The sequence below is a fragment of the Pantoea stewartii subsp. stewartii genome (assembly GCF_008801695.1).
In the GTDB taxonomy this organism is placed as follows: Bacteria; Pseudomonadota; Gammaproteobacteria; order Enterobacterales; family Enterobacteriaceae; genus Pantoea; species Pantoea stewartii.
Genome location: NZ_VZPF01000066.1, coordinates 1 through 23694, shown reverse-complemented (window position 1 = coordinate 23694; position 23694 = coordinate 1). Strand labels below are relative to the sequence as shown.

Genomic DNA, 23694 nt, shown 5'->3' with positions numbered 1-23694 from the left:
GTCCGGCTCAATCAATTCTTTTAGCTGGCATATGAGCCGCCGTTTTGCTGCCTGACCACAACGTTATGCCTGCACTGACGACCTTTACCGCACGGGCAGACAGCAGCTATTCAAAGATAGCGCATCTGCCGCTTTTCAGCCTCACATCCCGCATGCGCTTCTTTCTCATACCAAACTGACGGAGACATAACAGCGACACCACAGACAGGCAAAACAGTTCTGCGGCTCTGCGTCTTCAGCCCGTGATCGCCTGTCGATTCGCCGTTGCGGCAGGCAATGTAACAAAATAATAAAAAATTTATCGATGAGTTTCGCCACTTTGCCTGCGCTGATGTATAGTAAAAAAAACTAATATAAATCAGCACCCCTTTTTTCTGGGGCGCTGGAGAGAGTGACGGCAGGTTGCTGTTATCTGGCGATTTAATGTTATTTTTTCGAGGTTTTTGCATTATACCATCAGGTGAAAAAGCACTGACCCTAAATAATTAGTAAGGAATGGTTATGAAATTCAAGCTTTTTCTGTTAGCTGCCGGTGTTGCTACCACCCTGCCGTCCGCGACGTTTGCTGCCACTACTACGGGTGCAATTAACGCTACGCTAACATTAACCACGGGATGTCTGGTGAACGGCCAGTCGGCCACCTCTGGCGTCAATTTCGGTTCGTTGAACTTCGGTAGCAGCGCAGCCACCTTTGGTACGTTGAACGCTACGCTGGTCGGCGCGGCGGGTAACGGCATCTATGTGCGCTGTACGACCGGCCAAACGTTTAACGTTCAGGTGACCAGCAGTAACGCAGCACCGGGAACCGTCTACGGTACCGTTTCTTCTGCGCCACGCTACCTGGTGCTGGGCGCCGATAATACTCAAGGCATCGCTTATACCCTCTACAGCGATGCGTCCTTCACGACCGCCATCGCCAACAACACGAATATTGCGCCCAGCGGGACGACCGATCCGACCCTCGGCACCAATTACGCGATCTATGGACGTGTGGTAGGCGGCGGATTTAATCCGGTGATCCCGGCCGGGACTTATACCGACACGATTAACGTTGCCGTGAACTATTAAGTGCCTGTGTTGGCGTAGATGCAGATGACGGTAAGACGGTCACCTGTTTCGTTCACCGCTGGCGGGTTGCTGCTGATCGTGTGTATGAATGGGTGGAGCATTACGACCAGCTCCACAACATTCCAGGTTTCAGCGTCAATCGTGGCAGGTTGCGTGATCTCCGGCACCAATACGGGGATCTTCGGCACGCTCAATTTTGGCACCCAGTCGGGGCTGGCCAGTAGCAGCGTCAGCGCCAGCTATGTACAAAGTTCCACGATTAACCTGGCCTGCACGCCGGGTACGACGCTGAGCATGACCATCAACGGCGGCAGCAATTACACCACGGCCCGTAACCTGAAGCTGGCGAACAATACCAACACGATTCCTTATTACCTCTACAGCAATGCTGCACACACCACGCCGATTCCGGTGAACACAGCCGTGCCATTGAGTTACAGCAACGCGAACAACATTACGTTACCTATTTACGGCTTGCTGCAATTACCCGGTCCGACAAGCGCCGGGGTTTATTCTGACACCCTCAGCGTCACGCTGACCTGGTGATGAAAAAGGAGCTTTACCATGCCATCCCTGCGTGCCCTGTTTTTTCTGTTCGCTTTTCTGGTGTTGCCTCAGGCTCAGGGTGCAAATTCCGTAATGATTTGGCCCATCGATCCGGCCATCGATCCGGAAGATAAGGCCAGTGAACTGTGGCTGGAAAACCGAGGCAATACTACCACGCTGATGCAGGTGCGCATTTTTGCCTGGCAGCAAACGAACAACCAGGAGCAGTATCAGACCCAGCAGCAGATTGTTGCCAGTCCCCCGTTAGTGCGCATTGAACCGGGGCAAAAGCAACTGGTCCGTCTGATTAAACAGATCCCGCCTGCCGCAGGACAGGAGATGGCCTATCGCGTTGTGCTGGATGAAATCCCCACGCCACGTGCCGTTGGCGATAATCAGGCCGGGCTCAATTTTCAGATGCGCTATTCGGTGCCGCTCTTTGTCTATGGCAACGGTCTGGTGCGCGACAATGCAAAACCCGCCCTGAGCTGGCGTCAGGTGAATGCGGGCGGTAAGCGCTACCTGGAACTGACGAATCGCGGTAACGGCCATGCCCGACTCAGCAATGTCACCATTGGTGGCCAGCGGCTCGGCAACGGCCTCTATGGTTATGTGCTGGCGAACAGCACACAGCGCTTTCCGCTCAGATCCGCCGTCAGCGGTGAACTGCGCGCAGAGACCAACACCGGACAGTGGCGCAGCGCCGCGGCGCAGTAAATCGCAATGAAGCCGTATTCCCCGCATCCCGTTGCGCTCGCCATTGCGAGTCTGTGTTGTCTGGTGCCCACGTTTGTGTGGGCAGAAACGTTTACGTCGCTTCCCCCGCCGCCGCCCGTTGACAACGGGGCCACGGGCCAGCGCTATATGCTGGAGTTGGTGGTGAATCAGCTGTCACGTGGCGATATTGTGCCCGTGGAGCAACAAAACGGCCACTTCCTGGTGCGGGCAGGCGACTTACAACGCGCGGGAATCCCGGCGGAGAAGATTCAGGGGCAACAGCAGGTCGATGTGAATCAGCTCGCCGGGGTCAACGTGGAGTACGACGATCGCCGTCAGCGCCTGTTGCTGACCGTGCCGCCCGGCTGGCTGCCTGAACAGACCATTGGTGAGGAAAGGAACGGGTCGCGCTTCCCCGGACGTGTGAGTACCGGGGCGCTGTTCAATTACGATCTCTATGCCACGCGCACCGATGTGGCAGGCACGCGTCTGGCCGCCTTTAATGAGCTGCGCGTGTTTGGTCCCGCCGGGCACTTCTCCAGCAATGGCGTTTTACAGCAGCTGGAAGGACAGAATCGCTACCAGAATGACGGCTACATTCGCTACGACACCTGGTGGAGCAATGAAGATGAAAACGCCATCCTGAGCTGGCGGGTTGGGGACCTGACTACCGATGCGCTGTCATGGAGCAGCAGCGTGCGGCTTGGCGGCATCCAGATTGCCCGCGACTTTAGCGTGCGGCCGGATCTGATCACCTATCCCTTGCCTGCCTTTTTTGGCCAGGCGGCGGTGCCGTCAACGGTGGATCTGTTTGTCAATGGCTACCGCTCTACTCAGGCGAATGTCCAGCCTGGCCCCTGGTCGCTCACTAACGTGCCTTTCGTTAACGGTGCCGGTGACGCCGTGATTACAACAACGGATGCGGTGGGTCGTCAGGTCGTCACGACGCTGCCGTTCTATGTGTCCAGTAACTTGCTCAAGCCAGGCCTGTCTGACTAAGCCTTTTCAGCCGGTGCGCTTCGGCAAAATTACGGCATCAAAAACGCCGATTACGGTGCGGCCGCGATGAGCGGCTCGTGGCGCTATGGCCTGACAGACTGGCTCACACTGGAAACCCATGGTGAAGGGAGCCGCGATTTGGCCATGGGCGGCGCAGGTGCCCTGTTTAAAGTCGGCAGTTGGGGCGTGATGAACGGAGCCGCCGCACAGAGCCACCTGGACAGCGAGTCGGGCAATCAGTACAGCTGGGGTTATCAATACAACACCAGCCGTTTCAGCCTGGGCACTCAGCATACGGTGCGCAGCGCGGGCTTTGGCAACCTGGCGTTGGTGAGTAGCCAGAGCAACGCCCTCTATGCAGATAACCGCTACAGCCTGGCACGGCGCACGGCGCAGTACACCGCCAGCGTGTCGCGCAATCGCTATGGCAGTCTGGGCGCGGCCTGGATCGACATTGCCAGCGGCGATAACCAGCGTACCCGCCTGTGGAACCTCTCCTGGAGTAAAAATTTGTGGGGCAATGCCAGCCTGTATGTCTCCGCCAGCCGCGACAGAGAGCAGGGAGAATGGAGCGGCGCAGTCTCGCTGGTGATTCCGTTTGGTGAAAACAGTAATGCTTCCCTGAGCGTCGAACGCGATCAACAGGGTCAACAAAGCCAGCGGGCGTATTTATCCCGCGCCATGCCCAGCGATGGCGGATTCGCCTGGGATGCCTCCTGGGCGAACCAGGGCGGCAACAGTGGCGACTATCGCCAGGGCAGTCTGCGTTACCGCAATAACAAGATCGATACCTCTGCCGACTTCTACGGCGATGACGACAACCTCACCAAGTGGGCCGATGTGTCCGGCTCGGTGGTGTTAATGGACAGCCAGGTGTTTGCCGCTAACACCATTAACGATGCGTTTGTGGTGGTGAAAACCCATTACCCTGACGTGAATGTGCGCTATGAAAATCAGTCGATGGGACGCACCGACCGCCAGGGCTATCTGCTGGTGCCGTCGATCAGCAGCTACTATCCCGCTAAATACGACATCGATACGCTCGATCTGCCCGCCGATATGACGGTGCCCAACGTCGAGCAGCGCTTTGCCGTTAAACGGCAAAGTGGGTTTTTGCTGAACTTCCCGGTCGAGCGGTTGCGCGCCGCCAGCGTGATATTGCATAACGGTCAGGATAAGCCGCTGCCCGTGTCCAGCCAGGTGATCCGGCCGGGACGGGCTACGGGCTATGTGGGTTGGGACGGTATTGTCTGGATGGAAGAACTGGGTGCCACCAATCCCATCCGCGTGATCGCCCCTGATGGTCGCGCCTGCGAAACGATCCTGACGTTGCCTGGCGGTCAGCCGCAGGCACTCAAAACGTATGGCCCGCTTACCTGCCCGTTGCCGCCGCTCCCCAGAGGCGCATCCGTGCCTAATCCCGATAACGCCACTGCCGGAATCACCCCATGAAAACACTAATGTTGCTGCTTTGCCTGCTGCTGTTACCCTCGCTGAGTTACGCCGCCTGTGCCCTGCCCGCCTCCAGCGCCAGCTTTGGCAGTGTGACCACCTTTGTGGCTAACACCACGGTCAGCAGCACCTCGACCAATGCTGACGTCAACTGCGGGTCCGGCAGTGCGCTGTCGCTGCTGAGCAATAACCAGATCACCTTTCAGTTGACCAGCGCCAGCAATGCCAATGGGACGCGCGGCATCCTCAAACGGAGCGGCGATACCGGCAGCGACAACATTCCGGTGCGGTTATGTACCGACAGCGCCTGTGCCAGTGAGCTCACCATTGGCGGACCTGCGTTTGTCTACAACTCCGCCACCTTAATCAACCTGGCGGGATTGCTGGGTAGCCTCAACTTTGCCATTCCGGTCTATTTACGCACCCTCACCGGGCAAACCGTGGCCGCCGGGACCTACACGGTGACGCTGAATATGACGGTCACCTACAACATCTGTACCAGCGTTTCGGCTGTTGGCCTGTGTCTCACACCGCAAACCGGCAGCGGCGTCATTCCCATTACTGTTACCGTGGTGCTCAGCAACGACTGTACCGCCATCACCGCGCCCAATATCAGCTTTGGCAGCGCACCGCTGGTCGCCAGTTTTGGCAGCGTGTCACAAACCATCAATGTCCTGTGCAGTAAAGGCAGCACCTATACAGTGGGGTTAAGCAACGGCAATAACGCGGTAAGCAGCGTACGTAATATGGCGAGTGGGACGAACCGACTGAGTTACGAGATTTATAAAGGAACGACCAGTAATCGCTGGGGACCGAGTGGCACGGAACGGGTAAGCAGCACGGCGGCGGATACCGTCAGTACCGATGGGCTGACGCGCAGCTACAACTACACTGCGCGTGTCCTCACCACCCAAAATACGCCGCCTGCAGGGAATTATACCGACAGCGTCGTGGTGGATATCGCGTTTTAGAGCGGCGCGCTGACGGGGGTTCCGCTATGGCGGGCGCGATACTGTTTCACCATGCGGCCAATCAGTAATGTCCCGATCAATCCACAAATGGCCGCAAAGGTCAGCCACGCGCCGGGCATCGCCTTATCGCCGCTGGCGTGGATCAGATAGCTGGAAACGGCGGGCGTGAAGCCACCGAACAGCGCCGTGGCCAGGCTGTAAGCCAGCGAGAAACCGGCGGCACGCACCTCAGCGGGCATAATTTCTGCCAGATAAACCACCATCGCGCCGTTGTAGCTGGCGTACAGGAAGGAGAGCCAGAGCTCCGCCGCAAGCAGGTGGCCGAAGCTCGGCGCGCCAACCATCCAGTGCAGCACAGGCCAGGCGGTGGCAATCATCAATACCGTAAACGTCAGCAGCAGCGGACGACGACCTACGCGGTCAGACAGCGCGCCCATCACCGGGAGCCAGAACAGGTTGGAAATCCCCACAAACAGCGTCACCATAAAGGCCTGTTTGTCACTCATCATTAATACGGTCTTGCCGAAGGTTGGGGTGAACGCGGTGATCATGTAAAACATCACCGTGGTGGTCACCACCATCAGCATACCGGCCAGCACCAGTGCCCAGTTGCTGGCGACGGAACGCATAATGTCGGTCATTGATGGATGGTGTTTACGCTGACTAAAGGCTTCGGTCTCTTCCAGCATGCGACGAATATAGAACAGGAAAGGGACGATCAGGCAGCCCACGACAAACGGAATACGCCAGCCCCATTCGGTCACCTCATCATGTGAGAGCAGATGATTCAGCCCCAGCCCCAGCAGAGCCGCGAAGATCACCGCGATTTGCTGGCTACCGGACTGCCAGCTGACAAAGAACCCTTTACGCCCTTTCGGTGCCACTTCGGCCAGATAAACCGAAACGCCGCCCAGTTCTACCCCGGCAGAAAAACCCTGCAATAAGCGACCAAGTAAAATGAGTATCGGTGCGGCAGCACCCAGGGTGGCATAACCCGGTACCAGTGCGATAGTCAGCGTGCCTAACGCCATCAGCCCAAGCGTTAACAGCAGTCCTTTACGACGGCCATGATGGTCAATGTACGCTCCCAGAATAATCGCCCCCAGAGGACGCATCAGAAAGCCGGCACCGAAGGTCATCAGTGTCAGCATTAACGAGGAGAAGGGATCGTCTCCGGGGAAAAAGGTTTTGGAAATGGCCGTGGCGTAGTAGCCAAACACCATAAAATCGTACATTTCAAGGAAGTTACCGCTGGTAACATTGAAAATGGTTCTGGCCGCACCTTTTGGCGGCTTTTGTAAAGTTTCACTTTGGCTCATAACTGCTTCCTTGGTTTTTTATCCCTTTTAGCCTGCCAGAGGTGAGATTAATGTGACCTCCATCACCATTGCACTTTACAAACTCTCTGGTTTAAGTAACAAGAAATTAACAGAAGGGTTACAACAGCATAACTGCCTGCTCGGCGCAGGATTTGCCAGACAAGATGTGGCAAAAATTCAGGCATAAAAAAAGCGCGTCTGGCTGAACGCGCTTTCTTACAAAACAAGGGATAAACGGATGAAGGAGAAACAGGCGAAACGCACTCACTGCAAGGCTGTGCAGGACGGGTTTAGCCTGCGCACATCAACGACGCGTTATTTTTTTACCGTTTCCATCCCCATCAGGCCGATCTTGAGATAACCCGCCGTGCGCAGTTCATCCATCACGCTCATCAGGGTTTCATAATCGACCGATTTGTCGGCCTGGAAGAAAATGGTGGTATCTTTGTTGCCTTGCGTCTGCTGCATCAACACGTTGATAAGCGCGTCCTTGTTCACCTGATCGTTACCTACGTAAAGCTGCTTATCGGCTTTAATCGAGAGATAGACCGGTTTTTCCGGACGCGGTTGCGGCGCACTGGTGGACGCGGGCAGATTCACACGCACATCCACCGTTGCCAGGGGCGCAGCCACCATAAAGATAATCAGCAGTACCAGCATCACGTCGATAAACGGCGTGACGTTGATTTCATGCATTTCACCATCGGTTTCTGAGCTGTCGTTAAATCGCATTGCCATAACGCTTACCCCAGACGCAGTTTTTGCGCGGCGGCAGGACGGCTGACCTCAGGCTGAGCCAGGTTTCCCAGGTCGATATCGCGGCTTTGCAGCAGCATGACCTGCGCGGCAACGTCGCCTAAGGAGGCTTTGTAATTAGCGATTACACGGGCAAACACGTTATAAATCACAACCGCCGGAATCGCCGCGACTAAACCAATGGCCGTCGCCAGCAGCGCTTCGGCGATACCCGGTGCCACGACCGCCAGGTTAGTCGTCTGGGTTTTGGCAATACCGATAAAGCTGTTCATGATGCCCCAGACGGTACCAAACAGGCCGACGAAGGGCGCCACCGAGCCAATCGTAGCCAGGAAGCCATTCCCGCGCCCCGCATGACGGCAGAATGCCGCAACCCGACGCTCAAGACGAAACGCAGTGCGTTCTTTAATGCCGCCGGTTTCTTCAACGCCTGCGGACAGTTCCAGCTCGTTTTGCGCATCATGTAACAGCACCGCGCTGTGGCTGGCCGCATGGAAGCTCTGGGCCGCGCGCGCGGCATCATTGAGACTGCGGGCTTCGCCTAATGCCAGCTGTTCACGCTTCAGGCGACGTCTGGCGGCGCTCAGCTCAGCGTACTTCCCGAAGAAAATGGCCCAGGTCACGACCGAGGCCAGTAACAGACCGATCATGACAACCTTCACCACAATATCGGCATGCTGATACATGCCCCACACGGAAAGGTCCGCTTGCATTAAATCACTGGCTACCACGCTGCTTCTCCAACTTCATATACAGGATGCGGAATAAGGGCAAATGATAGCAAAAATCAATCGAATTGATAGTGGTTCTCATTAGTATTTACAATCAAATAGCTGGACATCGCTGGAAGAAGGGATAACGCGTAGCCGTATCTGTTGCACCGTGTTGCCTGTATCCGGACAGTATGCAACGCAGCGATGAGGGCGGTCAGAAACTGCCTGGTCGATGGCTGATGCGCATGAAGAGTGAGTTGATCCGCAGCCCGCCCTGCTGAGCACGCTAACCGCAGACGCAGGGAAAGTGTTTTGTGGCGTTTAATAAGCCATCGGGCGTCATAATGGCGCGAGAAAAATAATTTTATCCGGTCCAGCATCAATCTGAATTTTCATTGTCAGATAAGCCAGCACGTAAAACATTGAGGCCGCCAGTCAGGGTTTGCCTGTTGTAAGTGGCCGTTGCGCAAACATAATGAAAACAGCCGATGAGTAACCTCTTTATCGCCAGCCTGATGACGTTTTTTCGTCGAATAAAGCAGCAGGGCCGCTGTGCTTCACATAACAGAATCGCTGCCTGCAATCGCCACGCTGATCGGCAATCCGTCCGGGCCCATGCGGAAGATGCGTCACTGAGTGCCGGCGCGCGCCGGTCCCCTTGGTATCTGTACCAAACGCTGAGGACTCGCCACAAATGCCGGGACGCCCTGCCTCTCTCTGGCTGTCGCGCGTCTTCCTGCTTATCTCACTGCTGTTGCCGGGATCGGGCATGGTTTCACCCTGTTCAGGGGCGTGCTATGCCGCGACGAACACCTTGATTACGTTGCACTTCTTCAGACACTGCTATGAATCGGGTAAGCCCTCATCCGGTATGGTGAAGTGTTTCAGTCGTCAGCTCCGCACGGTCGCGCTCATTCGCTTTATTCATGCTTCACGCAATGCGGCACCGCCGGGCAAATTGAAGCGTTTTCACTATGCGCATCACGCCGGTAAAAAGTCCGTCCGGCCGCCATTCCGTGCAGACAGCGGGGAAGCGCCAACACCGGTAAGTACGTCAACCTCCCCCCTGTTCCAGCCTGATACCTTACTGCGTCAGCGCCCTGCGCAACCGCTGCCGCCCTGCCTGAGTCAGGCAGACAACGCGGCACAGCAAAATCTGTTTGTGCCGCAACGGGACATGGACGCGGGCTTACTGCCCTGTCTGCATTGACCGCGGCTGGGCAGGTTAATGGATATCCCCCGGGCTGACGCCCCAGCGGGAGACGGTGCCGCTGTCCGCGCGCTGACGCTGCTGATAGCGTCCTTTCGCCGCAATCATTGCCACCGTCAGCAAGGCCGGAATCGCTAATACCGCGAAAATCGTGGTAACGCCCCATCCCAGCGCCAGCATTTCCGCGCCCGCCAGCGCACTCAGGATTGCGCCAACGCGCCCGACGCCGTGCATCCAGCTGGAACCGGTTGCCCGCGCCTCGGTGGGATAAAAGCTGGCTGACAGGGCATTCATTCCCGTGTTCGCGCCACCAATGCAAAAGCCTATCATCAGTGCGCAGCCGCCGAGCAACACCGGATGCGTCATCGACAGCCCCATACAAACAGTAAACAGTCCACCCGCGCCGTAAATCAGCGATAAGGCACGATGCGATTCAATACGATCCATCAGCCAGCCGGAAAACAGAGAACCGCAGGTGCCGCCAGCCTGGAACAGGGCCGTAATAACCGCCGCCTGAACCACGCTAAAGCCGTTGTCTTTAATCAGCATCGGCAGCCAGCTGCCCAGGGTGTAAAACAGAAACAGTGCGGTGAAATAGGCGCCCCACAGCATCAGGCTGCCGAAGCGGTAGGTGTCATTGAGGACGACTTTCACAGGTTGCGCGTGAGCCCGACTGACCGGGGGCAACGCCACCGTACACTGTTGCAGATCCAGATCCGGGGCCAGTTTCGCCAGGATACGGTGAATTTTTTGGCTGGCCGCGCGCCTGACCACCAGAAAGCAGACCGACTCCGGCAGCGCCCAAAGCAGTAACGGCACAAACAGGATCGGCAGGATACCGCCCAGCAACAGCACAGCATGCCAGCCAAAGTGCGGCATCAGCCAGGAGGCGGCGAAACCGCCCAGTGCCGCGCCAAAAGTAAAGCCACAAAAAACGACGGTGATAAGAAAGGCGCGCCGTCTGGCCGGGGCAAACTCCGCCACCAGCGTCCCCACATTCGGCATCGCCGCGCCTAAACCCAGGCCGGTGAGAAAGCGAAACAGGACCATCTGTTCCATATTTTGCGAGAAGGCGGTGATCAGCGTCCACGCGCCAAAAAAGAACACGCTGTTAATGATGACCACTTTTCGGCCCAGCTTATCGGACAGCGGCCCCGAGAGCATCGCCCCCAGCGCCAGTCCCACCAGCGCCGCGCTGATAATCAGCCCCAGTTCGCGATTCGCGATCGCCCAGTCTGCTTTTAATTCAGGAGCAATAAACCCCATGATGGCGATATCGAACCCATCAAGCGCGATGATGCAGAAGCCGAACAGCACCACCATCTTTTGCCACATCCCCAGCGGGCGGCTGTCGATTAACGCCCGAACATCAATTGCTTTGCTTTCCGCCACGGTGACTCTCCGGTGAAATAAGTAATGTGCAGTTACTATATGCAGGCGCTGCAGGGCAAGAAATGGCGATAATCGAAATTTTGTGCGTTTATCGCGCAACCTGCGCCCGTGCGGGCAGCTGAAATGCGTTAATGGCTTGTTAAAAATAAGGAATTTTCTGGAAAGTCTGTCTGGACTGTCCGGTGAGGATTGTGAGCGTGATCGGCGTGATGCCAGCAAGGGGAAAGTGAGAAAACGCGGGATTGCGGTAACGGGGCCAGTCAGCCTGGCCCCTGTGGATTACCGCATGGCGGTCAGCCGTACCGGCGCGTTTGCCGCACCGAAGCCGTGATAGCGACGCCGCCGCTCCAGTAGTTCAAAGAAAAAGCGCCCTTTTTCATAGGGTTCCGTATAGACGTGAAGCAGCTCTCCGCCCTGTTCATCGCGATCATACATCACGTCAAAGCGCTGTAACTGCGCCAGAAAATCCGGGTCGAGGTCAAAGCGCGCCAGCAGATCCTGATAATAGTTAGCGGGGATGCGCAAAGTTTTCAGGCCGCGTTCGCGGGCGGCTTTTACTGCGCTGAACAGATCGTCGCAACCAAACGCCACGTGCTGTAATCCCGCCCCCTGGTAGGTCGTCAACGCACGGGCGATCTGCGTTTCCCGGCTGACCGACATATTCAACGGCAGACGGATAGCATCATTCGGGCTGCGTAAAACGCGGCTGCGCACCAGCCCAAGCGGATCAGGCAGTTCCCATTCGGTATCCTGAACAAAGCCCGGTACGCTGCGCAGGAACATAATCCAGTTGTCGCGCGTTTCATCCGGCAACGCGATCGCCAGATGATCCAGGGTCTGCATCGCAGGCTGAGGCGCGCTGCGATGCGTTAAATTGAAATCACTGTGGTAACCGTCCTGACCGGCGGGCTCGTCTTCCACCAGATAAATCAGGCTGCCATCCGGCGCGCATAAAGCCGGTATCTGACGTTCATTTGGGCCGGTTTCGCCCTGCCAGATAGCGTAGCCATAATCCTGCGCCCGCTGAATCAGGTTCTCCACGCCGCGTACGCGCCAGGCCACTGCACAGAGGGAAATACCATGCTGATGGTAGTAACCGCTGGCCTGGCTGTCGGGCTGCGCATTCAGAATGACGTTGACCTTGCCGTTGCGATAAAGCGAAACCTGTTTCGAACGGTACTCGCCCGCGTGCACCAGGCCAAGCTGCGTGAGCCACTGCCCTAACGCCAGCGCATCGTTATGGCTGACGGCAAATTCAATAAACTCCAGTGCCATCAGCGGCGGCTGAGGCGCTGAGTGAAATAATTCTTCTCCCGCCAGCGAAGCCAGCGCGCTGGGCAGCAGCGGTTGCCTGACCAGCCAGTCGCGGGTTTGCTCCTCCAGCCACAACAGCGATCGGCAGCCGTTCTGCGCCGTCGGCACTACCGGTTAAGCGCGGAATCCGTCGTTAAAAATCTCCAGCGACCAGGCATCGCGATAGCCATGTGCTGACAGCTGCGTCATAAACTGCGTCAGATTCAGTTCCCCCTGGCCGGGGAAGCAGCGGAAGTGACGGCTCCAGGAAAGCACGTCCATTTTCAGCAGCGGCGCATCTGCCAGTTGCACGAACACTATTTTTTCGGGCGGCACGATGTCCAGGCCATCAAGGCTGTCGCCGCGAGACAAAATATGAAAACTGTCGAGCACAATGCCAAAGGAGGGATGGTCCACCGCTTCCACGCGGGCCCAGGCATCACGCCACAGGCTGACATGTCGGCCCCAGGCCAGCGCCTCATAACCGAGGGTAATACCGTACTGCGCGGCCAGCTCCGCCAGCGCACGCAGATCGCTGACCTGGGTGTTGAAATCATCGCTGCAGTCGGGTGACACATTACTGCATACCAGCATCCGCTGGCAGCCCAGTTGCGTCATCACCTCAAACTTACGCGCCGCACGGGCCAGATTTTGTGCCAGCCTGTCACGCGGGCCGCCTTCGAAGTCACGGAAGGGCTGGAACAGCAAAATTTCCAGCCCCAGCTCTTCGCACAGCTGGCGAATCTCCACGGGTGAGCCGGGATAATAGACTAAATCGTTATCGAAAATTTCGACACCATCAAAGCCGGCGGCCGCGATTGCGCGCAGCTTTTCCGGCAGCGTGCCCGATACCGAGACCGTTGCGACAGAACGTTTCATTATTGCCTCCTGATAAACGGTCACAGGGTGACCTTAAAGCAGCCAGTCAGCAGCGAGGCGTTCTGCTAACGGAGATTGGCAATTGTTATGAACCAGATGGAACATTTCGTCAATGTGACAGGTCATGATTTTTGGTTATGAGTACAGCTACGTTTTTTCACTTTTCTTTTACAAGTTACGCTTCCTACACTCGTTCCTCTGTACGCGAAAAACAAAACAATAAGGATGCCTGGATGAAAAATGACTGGCCCGCCCGTGAACTGGTACACCGTGATTACCGCCATCACCCGCCGGCGCTTGCGCCGTTGTACAAAACCAGCATACTACGCTCGCCGCGCAATGCGTTGATTTCGCTGCAAAACTCCTTATCGGAAATCACCGCACCCGTGTTCACCCGTCAGGAGCTGGGCCCCCGGGACAGCGATCTGATTCTTAATTATGCGAAGGACGGCCTGCCGATTGGCGAGCGCATCATTGTGCATGGCTACGTGCGCGATGCGTTTGGTCAGCCGGTGCGGAATGCCCTGGTTGAGGTATGGCAGGCCAATGCTGGCGGTCGCTATCGCCATAAAAAAGATCAGTATCTGGCCCCCATCGATCCGAATTTTGGCGGCTGTGGTCGCATGCTGACCGACGACAACGGCTACTACTGCTTTCGGACCATTAAGCCCGGCCCCTATCCCTGGCGTAACCAGGTCAGCGACTGGCGTCCAGCCCATATTCATTTTTCCCTTTCTGGCGAAGCCTTTGCCCAGCGCTTGATTACGCAGATGTATTTTGAGGGCGATCCGCTGGTAGGACGCTGTCCTATCCTGCAGTCGGTAGGCAGCGAAGAAGCCGTCCGCCCCCTGATTGCAGAGCTGGATACGCATTCGGCGATTCCCCTGGACTGTCTGGCCTATCGCTTTGATCTGGTATTGCGGGGTCACCGCGCAACCTGGTTCGAAAACCGCACTCAGGGAGCCGCATCATGAAAAACTATCTGCCTGAAACAGCCTCACAAACTGCCGGCCCTTACGTGCACATTGGCCTGGCACCGCATGCTGCGGGCTTTGATATCTTTGAACATAATTTCAGCGAGGTGCTCACACAGCCGGAAACGCGCGGTGAGCGCATTACCGTTGAAGGCTGTGTTTACGATGGTTCTGGCACGCCGGTGCGCGATGTGCTGATTGAAGTGTGGCAGGCCAATGCCGCCGGGCGCTACCAGCATCCCGCTGACCAGCAGCAAGACAAGCCGCTGGATCCGGCGTTTCGCGGCTGGGGGCGCACCTGCTCCGATTTTGACAGCGGCATCTGGCGTTTTGAAACCATCAAGCCCGGCAGCGTGACCGGCCGCGACGGACGTCCCATGGCGCCTCACCTCAACTTATGGATTGTGGCACGAGGTATCAATATCGGCCTGAACACCCGCCTCTATTTTGCCGATGAACAGGCGGCAAATGCCCGGGATCCGGTGCTGAATCTGATTGAGTGGGAGAAGCGGCGCAACACCCTGCTGGCACACCGTGAACAACGCGGCAGCGAAACGGTTTACCGTTTCGATATCGTTCTGCAGGGCGAAAACGAAACCGTGTTTTTTGATGTCTGACGCTTAACAAACTCGCTACATTGTCCTTGCCGCTGCGGCGGCAAATTCTTACCATGAGCCATGGATAGTGTTTCCCGGTTCAGTCAGCGCGTGCGCCTGCGTCATCTTCACGCTTTTGTTGCCACCGCGCAGCAAGGGACGCTGGGCCGTGCCGCCCGCCAACTGGGTATTACTCAGCCCGCCTTATCGAAAACCCTCAGCGAACTGGAATACCTGACCGGTGAACAACTGCTGGTGCGCAGCCGCCAGGGAACAGCGCTGACCGCCAGCGGGACGCGCTTTCTGCATGACGCCATTCGCATCCTGGATGCACTTACGCTGGTCGATCAGGTCATGCGTCCGGACAGCGCGCCACATCTCGCGCCTCTGCATATCGGTGCCTTGCCGACCGCCATCGGCAGCGTGGTTGCGCCGGTGCTGGCCAGCCTGCAGCAGCACTATCCGGGCTGGCGTATACAGGTCACTACGCTTTCGAACGACGCGCTGCTGATGGCGATAAAGTCGGGGAAAATGACGCTGGGAATCGGACGGATGGCGGAACCGGTTCTGATGGACGGTCTGAACTTTGAACTGCTGTATCTGGAAACACTGCGCCTGGTCGTGGCCCCGCACCATCCCTTGCTGCATGCGGGCGTGACCCTGGCAGAAGCGCTCAGTTGGCCGTTGATCCTTTCGCCACGCGGCACCGTACCGCGTCAAAATGCGGAATCGCTGATGACCAGCCATGGGCTGACCCTGCCCGAAGGCGCGGTAGAAACCCTGTCAACGACGCTGGCGCGGCGGCTGACGCAAAACCACGGTTACGTCTGGCTGGTGCCCTACGGCGCGGTGCGCGACGACTTAACGAGTAATCAGCTTCGGGTTCTGCCGCTGCCGAACCAGGGCATGGCCGAAGCGGTGGGCATCCTGACTCGTCAGCAGCATACACCGCCCCCTGAACAACAACATCTGGTGGCGGCATTGCGTCAGCGGGTGCTGGATGTCCCGGTCTGACACCGCGATTTAACGGGCACTATCCCGCTCGTCGAAAATGCTTTGCGCCAGGTGGAAGGCCGCGTTCGCCGCAGGCAGGCCACAATACAACGCGGCATGCATCAGCACCTCTTTGATCTCATCCCGACTGACCCCGTTGTTGAATGCGGCCCGCAGATGCATTTTCAGTTCGGCTTCACGGTTAAGCGCAATCAGCATACCGATGGTGATCAGGCTGCGCGTGTGGCGCGACAATCCGGGCCGGGTCCAGATCTCTCCCCAGGCGTAACGACTGATGAAGTGTTGAAATTCGTCGTTCAGAGGGGACAGATTCTCCAAAGTGCGGTCCACATGCGCGTCACCGAGTACCGCGCGGCGCACCGTCATTCCCTGCTGATAACGCTGCTGCTGCGTCAGTTGCGCGTCAATAAACGGCTGCAGGGCACGATTAAACGCCAGCCACACCTCCACACTGGAGAGATGCGACGCAGGCAACACCACCAGCTGCGCGCCGTGGATGTGCGCCACCATGGCTTCTGCGTCGGCCACCGTCGTCACGGCATCGTCCCGCCCCGCAATGACCAGCACAGGAAGATGAATGGCCGCCAGTTCGTGACGTAAATCTGCGGAAGCCAGCGCATCGCAGCAGTCCGCATAACTTTCTGCATCACAGGCACGCAGTTGCGTGAGCAACGCCTGCACGGTGGCGGGTGCCCGTTCGCAGAACGCCGGCGTAAACCAGCGTGCGGCGGCCCCGTCAGCAATCGCCGCCATACCGTACTGACTCACCTGCGCAGCGCGCTGCTGCCAGGCCGCAGACTCACCGATCTTCGCGGCGCTGTTGGCGCAGCCATAGATCACATCATCGATCGCCTGCGCGACAGAAGCAGGCTGACGGGCAAGCAGCGCCGCCAGCGGTAAGGCCGCCAAATCGTCTGCCCGAATTCCCGCGAGCGCGCCGCCATAACGGCCAAATGGCGTGCGGAGCGCATCACAAATAAAAGCCTGTTGCATTCGCGGTTCCTCAGGCGGTGGTCGCCAGTTCAGGTTGCAGTAAACGCACCGGCGTGACCGCCTGGAGCGCCTCAAAACTCAGTCCGGGGCAGCACTCGACCACCAGCGGACCGTCCGGCGTAATATCAATCACGGCCATATCCGTATAGATCCGGCTGACGCACCCCAGCCCGGTGAGCGGATAGCTGCACTGCTTCACCAGCTTGCATTCCCCTTTTTTCGTCAGGTAGTCCATCATCACGTAAACCTTGCGCGCGCCAATGGCGAAATCCATGGCGCCGCCGACAGCAGGAATTGCATCCTGCGCACCGGTACTCCAGTTCGCCAGATCGCCGCTAACGGATACCTGGTACGCGCCCATGACGCAGATATCCAGATGCCCGCCACGCATCATGGCAAAGGAGTCGCCATGATGGAAAAAGCAGCCGCCCGGCAGCAGGGTTACCAGCTCTTTCCCGGCATTGATCAGCTCCGGATCGGCGTCTTCCGGCGCAGGCGCTGGCCCCATGCCGAGCAGTCCGTTTTCGCTGTGCAAAAAGATTTCTTTGTCCGCAGGCAGATAGTTCGCAATGCGGGTCGGCAGGCCAATCCCCAGGTTAACGTAAGCCCCTTCCGGAATATCGCGCGCCACGCGCTGTGCCAGTTGGTCACGGGTGAGTTTTTGCATTGCCGACTCCTCAGGCTGAAACGGTCAGGGTAACGGGATGGGGAACGCACACCAGGCGCTGGACAAAAATGCCCGGCGTGACGACGTTTTCAGGATCGAGCTGGCCCAGCGGCACCAGCTCTGCTACCTGGGCAATGGTCGTGGTGGCGGCCATCGCCATCACGGGGCCAAAATTCCGCGCCGCTTTGCGGTACACCAGGTTGCCCCAGCGGTCGCCCTGATGAGCTTTGATAAGCGCGAAATCGGCTTTGAGCGGTTTTTCGAACACGTAATGGCGGCCATCGATTTCCCGCGTTTCCTTGCCTTCCGCCAGCGGCGTGCCAAAGGCGGTGGGGGTGAAAATGCCGCCTAAACCGCTGCCTGCGGCCTGCATCCTGGCGGCAAGGTTGCCCTGCGGCACCAGCTCCAGTTCAATCTCTCCACGACGATAGCGTTCATCGAATACCCAGGAGTCAACCTGGCGCGGAAATGAACAAATCATTTTATCAACGCGGCCTGCCTTAAGCAGCGCGGCCAGGCCGCTGTCACCGTTGCCAGCGTTATTGCTGATCACCGTCAGCCCGCGAGCGCCGCTTTCGATCAACGCATCGATCAGTTCCAGCGGCTGATCGGCAGGTCCAAATCCGCCAATCATGATGCTGGCCCCGTCCGGGATGACCGCCACGGCCTCTGCCAGTGTTGCCACACTTTTATTGATCATTAGCTGTTCCTTTAGCCCGGCATCAGCCGGTTGGTAGTGAATAGCCAAAAAGTAGATCGCTCTGTGAGTGCAAACAATACCGATTATCGAAATAGTGTGCGATTATCGGTCACTGGCAAAACCAAATGGCACAATGTGATCGTTCGCACAGTTGCAGGACGATCCTGTTAATCTCGGGAGAAAAGCATGACGGATGACGATCAGACGCTGCGCGGCAGCAGCGATCCCTGGAAAGGGGATCCGAACTTTATGGCCTCACTGGCGCGTGGGCTGGAGGTCTTGCAGGCATTCACCCCACAGCGACGCGTGATGTCCGTGTCGCAAATCAGTCAGCGCACCGGTATTCCGCGCGCAGCCGTGCGGCGCTGTCTGTACACCCTGAGTAAGCTGGGTTTTGTCTACGCCGAAGATGGTAAAAACTTTGAACTGCGTCCGCGCGTGCTCACTCTGGGTCATAACTGGCTGGGCGCCACGCCGCTCGCCAGCGCCTCACAGCCGGTTTTACGCCAGCTGAGCCAGACGCTGAACGAGTCCTGCTCAATGGCGGTGCTGGACGGGGATGACATTCTCTATATCGCCCGCGCGTCCGCGTCGCGCATCATGACGATCGACCTGCATATCGGCAGTCGTCTGCCCGCCAGTACCACCTCCATGGGCAGAGTGCTGCTGAGCGGGTTTGCCGCTGAGCCATTGAACGACTATCTGGCGCGGCTGACCCAGCTGCGTTATACCAGCCACACGCTGGTCAGCAGTAGCGCACTGCGTGAAGAACTGGCCCGCGTCCGGCAGCAGGGTTACGCCATTAACGATCAGGAACTGGAAATCGGTCTGCGTTCGCTTGCCGTGCCGCTTTGTGGCGCGGACGGACGCATCGTGGCCGCTCTGAACGTCGGCGTCCATGCCGGACAGGTTTCTGCGGATACGCTGCGTCAACACCATTTGCCGCTACTGCAGGAGGCCGCACGGGAAATCTCCCTGTTGCTGCGCGAATAATCTGTGTTGCCCCTCAACGTCATCGCCGAATTCGTGCTAACGTGAAGGCTCAGGTGCAAGCGGCAAGGCAGGGAGTTCATGACCACAAAAAAAATTGATACCACACTCGTCAGCGCAGGACGCGATAAACGTTATACCCAGGGTTCGGTAAATGCGGTCATTCAGCGAGCTTCGTCGCTGGTTTTCGATACCGTTGCGGAGAAAAAACGCGCGACCGCAGGGCGGGCAAAGGGCGAACTGTTTTATGGTCGTCGTGGCACGCTGACCCACTTTGCCTTGCAGGACGCCATGACAGAGCTGGAAGGCGGCGCGGGCTGTGTGCTGTATCCTTGCGGCGCCGCAGCGGTCTCTAACGCTATTCTGGCGTTTGTTGAAGCAGGCGATCATGTGCTGATGAGCGGCGCGGTGTATGAACCAACCCAGGATTTCTGCACCAAAATCCTTGCTAAACTTCAGGTCTCCACCACCTGGTTTGATCACGGCATCGGCGATGCGATCGCCACCCTGATTCAGCCCAACACGCGCGTGGTGTTCCTGGAATCGCCCGCCTCCATCACGATGGAAGTGCAGGACGTCCCCGCCATTGTGGCGGCGGTGCGCGCAAAAGCACCGGACGCGATTATTATGATCGACAACACCTGGGCGGCGGGCGTGCTGTTTCGTCCTCTTGCGCTGGGCGTGGATATTTCGATTCAGGCTGGCACCAAATACCTGATTGGTCACAGCGATGCCATGATTGGGACCGCCGTCGCCAATGCCCGCTGCTGGGAGCAGCTGCGCGAGAACAGCTACCTGATGGGGCAGATGGTGGATGCCGATACCGCCTACATGGCCAGCCGGGGGTTACGTACGCTGGGCGTACGTCTGCGGCAGCATGAAGAAAGTGCACTTCAGGTCGCGGAATGGCTGGCCGCCCGCCCGGAGGTCGCCAGAGTGAATCATCCGGCGCTGCCCTCATGCCCCGGTCACGCCTTCTGGCAACGCGACTTCAGCGGCAGCAGCGGATTATTTTCGTTTGTGCTGAAGGAAAAACTGAGCCGCGAGCAGTTAGCGATGTATCTTGATCATTTTCAGCACTTTAGCATGGCGTACTCATGGGGCGGTTATGAGTCGCTGATTTTAGCCAGTCAACCCGAAGAGCTGGCGGCTATTCGCCCGGCGGGCGGCGTTGATTTCAGCGGTACGCTGGTACGGCTGCACATCGGTCTGGAACATGTGGATGATTTACTGGTTGATCTTGACGCGGGTTTTGCACGCCTGACGCGCTAAAAGAGTAAACCTGATATAAACCAGATACAGACCCGTGTGATATATCGACAGGCCACAGCCAGATAGATGTTAAAATTCTCTTAATATAAAAGTGTTCAGCGAACAGAAGAACCCCCGCAGGTTAAGGTTGTCGCCCACTCTGGGGCAGGCGACAACCAAGAGGTCAGGCCGATCTGAACACTATAATTCAGCATGATTGTGACGTAATGGGATAGCTAATGGGTGTTTTACATGAGATTGTGCACGCGCTTTGGCATCAAGACTTCGCCGCGCTGGCCAATCCGGAAGTGGTATGGATCGTCTACAGCGTGATGTTTATGACGCTATTCCTGGAAAATGGTTTACTGCCCGCCTCTTTTCTGCCCGGCGACAGTCTGCTGCTGCTGGCTGGCGCGATGGTAGCCAAAGGCGTGATGGATTTTTTCCCCACGCTTTTGATCCTGACCACCGCCGCCAGTCTGGGCTGCTGGCTGAGTTACCTGCAAGGCCGCTGGCTGGGTAATACCCGACTGGTTAAGAGCTGGCTGATGCAGCTTCCGGCACAATATCACCAACGCGCATGGAATATGTTTAATCGTCATGGCCTGATGGCGCTGCTGGTGGGACGTTTTCTGGCCTTTATTCGTACCATTTTGCCAACAATGGCGGGCATTTCCGGCCTGAAGAACAGCCGTTTTCAGCTGTTTAACTGGCTGAGCGGTCTGCTGTGGGTGGGCATTGTGGTGACGCTGGGTTACGGCATCAGCCAGGTGCCGTTTATCAAACGGCACGAAGATCAGGTGATGGCTGTCCTGATGGTATTACCGATGGTGCTGCTGGTCGTCGGGCTGGTTGGTAGCATCGTGGTTATCTGGAAAAAACGTCGTCAAAGAGCCTGATCACGCGTGCGTCAGGCGGGCGGTTCGGCCACCGTCTGACGCACCCGATTCACTTCCTCACCCGGCGTCACGCCAAAGTAGCGCTTAAACTCCCGCGAAAACTGCGACGGACTCTCATAACCGACGCGCACCGCCGCGACGCTGGCTTTCAGGCCATCCTGCAGCATCAGTAAACGCGCCTGATGCAGGCGATAACGCTTGAGATACTGCAGCGGCGACGTCTGCGTCACCGCTTTGAAATTATGATGAAACGCTGAGACACTCATGTTCACCTCTGCCGCCAGCGTGTCCACGCTGAGGTTGTCGGCATAGTGATTCTCTATACGGCGCAGTGCCCGGGCAATCTGGCTGAACTGCGTCTGACGACTCACCAGTGACAGCAGTGCCCCCCCCAATCGGGCCGGTCAGCACATAGTAAAGAATTTCCCGCACAATCTGTGGCCCCAGCACCCTTGCATCACGAGGCTGGGTCATCACATCCAGCAGGCGTTCTGCCGCACACAGCATCGGCTCCGTGAGAAAGGCAGAGTGAATGCCCGAGGTCAACGGCTGAGGCTGAAACCCTTCGTCATCACCAATGTCCATCAGCAAATCCTGCAGGCTGGCCGTATCCACGCGCAGGCACATCCCGGCCAGAGGCTGCTCGGGTGACGCCCAGGTTTCACATTCGACCGGGAGCGGCACGGTGAGCATCAGGTATTTTGTGGCGTCGTACTGAAAAACCGTACTGCCCAGATAACCGGTTTTGCTGCCCTGAAACAAAATGACAATGCCGGGCTGATACATGATGGGCTCACGCGGTCGGTGCTGCCCCGCATAAATCAGTGAGACATTTTCCACCGGACACAGTTGTTCTCGTCCGTTCGTCATCAGCGTGACCACCTGTTGAGCCAGCCGCTGACACAGTAAGTCGTGGGGCATCATCACTCCTGAAAATTAAAAGCGCAGTTTGCCGCGCGCCTGGTTAAATCGCCAGCAAAATGGAGAATCAGGCAAGAAGTTTACAGGATCAGGCAGGGTTATCCTCGCCTGTTCGCAGGCAGCCTGAAAATTGTTAGCTAGACTTAAGCACAGCGAAGACTCACTGGTTTACTGCAAATGTAAGGAGCAGGATATGGCAGACCAACCTATTATCAAACTGCACGACGGTAACATGATGCCACAGCTTGGACTTGGCGTGTGGCAAGCCAGCATGGAAGATGCGCGCAACGCCGTGCTGAAAGCGCTGGACGTTGGCTATCGTTCAATTGATACCGCCGCCGCGTACAAAAATGAAGAAGCGATTGGTCAGGCGTTACAGGAAACCGATGTCGCGCGTGAGGATATTTTTATCACCACTAAACTGTGGAATGCTGACCAGCAAAATGTCCAGCAGGCACTGGAAACCAGTCTGCAAAAACTGAAGCTGGAGCAGGTAGATCTGTATCTGATGCACTGGCCGTGCCCGGAGAAAGATCAGTACGTTGACGCCTGGAAGAACATGATTGCGATGCAGCAACAAGGCCTGGTCAAAAGCATCGGCGTCTGTAACTTCAACCAGCCGCACCTGAAACGTCTGCTGGAAGAAACCGGTGTAACCCCGGTGATCAACCAGATCGAGCTGCATCCGATGCTGCAACAGCGCACGCTGCATGCCTGGAACGCCATGCACCAGATTCAGACCGAGTCCTGGAGTCCCCTGGCTCAGGGCGGCGAAGGCGTATTCGATCAGGAAATCATCAAGTCTCTGGCCAAAAAATACGGTAAGACGCCGGCGCAAATCGTTATCCGCTGGCATCTGGACAGCGGGCTGGTGGTTATCCCGAAATCCGTCACGCCGGCACGCATCGAAGAAAACTTCAATGTGTTCGATTTCCGCCTGGATAAGGCAGAAATGAGTGAGATTGCCCAGCTTGATACCGGTAAGCGTTTAGGTCCTGACCCGGATACGTTTAACGGCTAATACGGGCGCATCGGACCCGATGCACGCCTCATGCAGGCCTCTCCTCCGGGAGGGGCTTTTTTACGGTTAGCGCCCACGCAAAATGTTAAACGTCCTTAAAATGTATGACAAAACGCATAATAATTACGCAACGCCTTTCTGGGCAGTGCGCGGCGCCGGGCAAAAAAACCCTTCCCTGACCGAAATCCCCCTGTCTTTCCGCTCTGCTAAATCAAATTTTTTGCGCGTAAGCGTCGCATTCAGACCGTATTGACGTTCAGGCAGAGGGAAGCTCGACCTTCCATGGCAGCAGATCGCGGACCCGGTTCACCGGCCAGTCCTGTATATGACCGATGACGTAACGCAACCACGTC

General features: G+C 57.3%; 22 protein-coding genes and 4 pseudogenes. 14 read left to right on the top strand and 12 right to left on the bottom strand.

The window, feature by feature from the left end; genetic code table 11:
• Positions 1-110: 110 nt before the first annotated feature.
• A complete protein-coding gene (locus F7Q90_RS18380) occupies positions 111-449 on the bottom strand; it encodes a hypothetical protein (protein WP_044241456.1) in 339 nt (112 codons plus the stop codon).
• Positions 450-501: 52 nt separating this feature from the next.
• On the opposite strand from F7Q90_RS18380, the gene F7Q90_RS18375 reads away from it, so the two are divergent.
• From F7Q90_RS18375 to F7Q90_RS18355, 5 genes and pseudogenes are all read left to right on the top strand, one after another.
• Complete coding sequence (locus tag F7Q90_RS18375; protein WP_006118158.1) at positions 502-1068, top strand: spore coat protein U domain-containing protein; 567 nt, start codon at positions 502-504, stop codon at positions 1066-1068.
• A 24-nt stretch (positions 1069-1092) separates the two neighbouring features.
• On the top strand, positions 1093-1614 hold the full coding sequence (locus tag F7Q90_RS18370; RefSeq protein ID WP_006118159.1) for a Csu type fimbrial protein: 522 nt from the start codon (positions 1093-1095) through the stop codon (positions 1612-1614).
• A gap of 18 nt (positions 1615-1632) precedes the next feature.
• Complete coding sequence (locus F7Q90_RS18365) at positions 1633-2331, top strand: fimbrial biogenesis chaperone (protein WP_006118160.1); 699 nt, start codon at positions 1633-1635, stop codon at positions 2329-2331.
• A gap of 6 nt (positions 2332-2337) precedes the next feature.
• A pseudogene (locus tag F7Q90_RS18360) lies at positions 2338-4782 on the top strand (fimbria/pilus outer membrane usher protein).
• Positions 4779-5753 (top strand): Csu type fimbrial protein, encoded by a 975-nt coding sequence (locus F7Q90_RS18355; protein ID WP_006118161.1) that lies wholly within the window; start codon positions 4779-4781, stop codon positions 5751-5753. Before F7Q90_RS18360 ends, F7Q90_RS18355 begins: the two are co-directional and overlap by 4 nt.
• Here F7Q90_RS18355 and tcuC read toward each other — a convergent pair.
• Positions 5750-7072 (bottom strand): MFS transporter, encoded by a 1323-nt coding sequence (gene tcuC / locus F7Q90_RS18350; RefSeq protein WP_006118162.1) that lies wholly within the window; start codon positions 7070-7072, stop codon positions 5750-5752. The genes F7Q90_RS18355 and tcuC overlap by 4 nt on opposite strands.
• A 52-nt stretch (positions 7073-7124) precedes the next feature.
• Between tcuC and F7Q90_RS27655 the strand changes: the two genes are divergently transcribed.
• The gene (locus F7Q90_RS27655; RefSeq protein WP_255421309.1) at positions 7125-7259 is read left to right on the top strand and encodes a hypothetical protein; all 135 of its coding nucleotides are present in this window, start codon (positions 7125-7127) and stop codon (positions 7257-7259) included.
• A 128-nt stretch (positions 7260-7387) separates the two neighbouring features.
• On the opposite strand, the gene exbD is transcribed toward F7Q90_RS27655, so the two are convergent.
• Both exbD and exbB read right to left on the bottom strand, forming a co-directional pair.
• The gene (exbD, locus tag F7Q90_RS18345; protein WP_006118163.1) at positions 7388-7810 is read right to left on the bottom strand and encodes a TonB system transport protein ExbD; all 423 of its coding nucleotides are present in this window, start codon (positions 7808-7810) and stop codon (positions 7388-7390) included.
• A 5-nt stretch (positions 7811-7815) separates the two neighbouring features.
• Positions 7816-8541, bottom strand: coding sequence for a tol-pal system-associated acyl-CoA thioesterase (exbB, locus tag F7Q90_RS18340; RefSeq protein WP_170317963.1), 726 nt, complete (start codon positions 8539-8541; stop codon positions 7816-7818).
• A gap of 694 nt (positions 8542-9235) precedes the next feature.
• Here exbB and F7Q90_RS18335 point away from each other — a divergent pair.
• Entirely contained in the window at positions 9236-9751 is a 516-nt protein-coding gene (locus F7Q90_RS18335) for a hypothetical protein (protein ID WP_006118165.1), read from the top strand.
• Positions 9752-9766: 15 nt separating this feature from the next.
• Here F7Q90_RS18335 and F7Q90_RS18330 read toward each other — a convergent pair whose 3' ends face one another.
• Complete coding sequence (locus F7Q90_RS18330; protein WP_006118166.1) at positions 9767-11143, bottom strand: MFS transporter; 1377 nt, start codon at positions 11141-11143, stop codon at positions 9767-9769.
• A gap of 279 nt (positions 11144-11422) precedes the next feature.
• Positions 11423-13315, bottom strand: a pseudogene (locus tag F7Q90_RS18325) (bifunctional sugar phosphate isomerase/epimerase/4-hydroxyphenylpyruvate dioxygenase family protein).
• Between the two features lie 233 nt (positions 13316-13548).
• Here F7Q90_RS18325 and pcaH point away from each other — a divergent pair.
• The 3 genes from pcaH to F7Q90_RS18310 are packed head-to-tail and all read left to right on the top strand — an operon-like array spanning position 13549 to position 15899.
• Positions 13549-14289, top strand: a complete 741-nt coding sequence (pcaH, locus tag F7Q90_RS18320; RefSeq protein ID WP_006118167.1) for a protocatechuate 3,4-dioxygenase subunit beta — start codon at positions 13549-13551, stop codon at positions 14287-14289.
• Entirely contained in the window at positions 14286-14906 is a 621-nt protein-coding gene (gene pcaG / locus F7Q90_RS18315) for a protocatechuate 3,4-dioxygenase subunit alpha (protein ID WP_006118168.1), read from the top strand. Before pcaH ends, pcaG begins: the two co-directional genes overlap by 4 nt.
• Before the next feature lie 60 nt (positions 14907-14966).
• On the top strand, positions 14967-15899 hold the full coding sequence (locus F7Q90_RS18310; protein ID WP_006118169.1) for a LysR substrate-binding domain-containing protein: 933 nt from the start codon (positions 14967-14969) through the stop codon (positions 15897-15899).
• A 9-nt stretch (positions 15900-15908) separates the two neighbouring features.
• Here F7Q90_RS18310 and pcaC read toward each other — a convergent pair whose 3' ends face one another.
• From pcaC to F7Q90_RS18295, 4 genes and pseudogenes are all read right to left on the bottom strand, one after another.
• Positions 15909-16295, bottom strand: coding sequence for a 4-carboxymuconolactone decarboxylase (pcaC, locus tag F7Q90_RS27650; protein WP_206536933.1), 387 nt, complete (start codon positions 16293-16295; stop codon positions 15909-15911).
• Between the two features lie 411 nt (positions 16296-16706).
• Positions 16707-16892 (bottom strand): annotated as a pseudogene (locus tag F7Q90_RS27645) (thiolase family protein); the annotation flags it as partial.
• A gap of 10 nt (positions 16893-16902) precedes the next feature.
• Positions 16903-17559 carry a 3-oxoacid CoA-transferase subunit B gene (locus F7Q90_RS18300; protein WP_006118171.1) on the bottom strand — a complete coding sequence of 219 codons (657 nt, stop codon included), beginning with the start codon at positions 17557-17559 and terminating at the stop codon, positions 16903-16905.
• A 10-nt stretch (positions 17560-17569) separates the two neighbouring features.
• A complete protein-coding gene (locus tag F7Q90_RS18295; protein ID WP_006118172.1) occupies positions 17570-18259 on the bottom strand; it encodes a 3-oxoacid CoA-transferase subunit A in 690 nt (229 codons plus the stop codon).
• Between the two features lie 186 nt (positions 18260-18445).
• On the opposite strand from F7Q90_RS18295, the gene F7Q90_RS18290 reads away from it, so the two are divergent.
• The 3 genes from F7Q90_RS18290 to F7Q90_RS18280 all read left to right on the top strand — a co-directional run bounded on the left by F7Q90_RS18290 (position 18446) and on the right by F7Q90_RS18280 (position 21399).
• Positions 18446-19252 (top strand): IclR family transcriptional regulator domain-containing protein, encoded by an 807-nt coding sequence (locus F7Q90_RS18290; protein ID WP_006118173.1) that lies wholly within the window; start codon positions 18446-18448, stop codon positions 19250-19252.
• Positions 19253-19330: 78 nt separating this feature from the next.
• Positions 19331-20521, top strand: coding sequence for a cystathionine beta-lyase (metC, locus tag F7Q90_RS18285; protein WP_006118174.1), 1191 nt, complete (start codon positions 19331-19333; stop codon positions 20519-20521).
• A 218-nt stretch (positions 20522-20739) separates the two neighbouring features.
• Positions 20740-21399: a DedA family protein gene (locus F7Q90_RS18280; RefSeq protein WP_006118175.1), complete on the top strand. Its 660-nt coding sequence runs from the start codon at positions 20740-20742 to the stop codon at positions 21397-21399.
• A gap of 11 nt (positions 21400-21410) precedes the next feature.
• Here F7Q90_RS18280 and F7Q90_RS18275 read toward each other — a convergent pair.
• Positions 21411-22320, bottom strand: a pseudogene (locus F7Q90_RS18275) (AraC family transcriptional regulator).
• 193 nt (positions 22321-22513) lie between these two features.
• Here F7Q90_RS18275 and dkgA point away from each other — a divergent pair.
• Positions 22514-23341 carry a 2,5-didehydrogluconate reductase DkgA gene (gene dkgA / locus F7Q90_RS18270; RefSeq protein ID WP_006118176.1) on the top strand — a complete coding sequence of 276 codons (828 nt, stop codon included), beginning with the start codon at positions 22514-22516 and terminating at the stop codon, positions 23339-23341.
• A gap of 256 nt (positions 23342-23597) precedes the next feature.
• Here the strand turns inward: dkgA and F7Q90_RS18265 are convergent.
• Positions 23598-23694: transposase domain-containing protein (locus F7Q90_RS18265; protein ID WP_151160719.1), on the bottom strand; the 97-nt coding region annotated here is incomplete at its 5' end.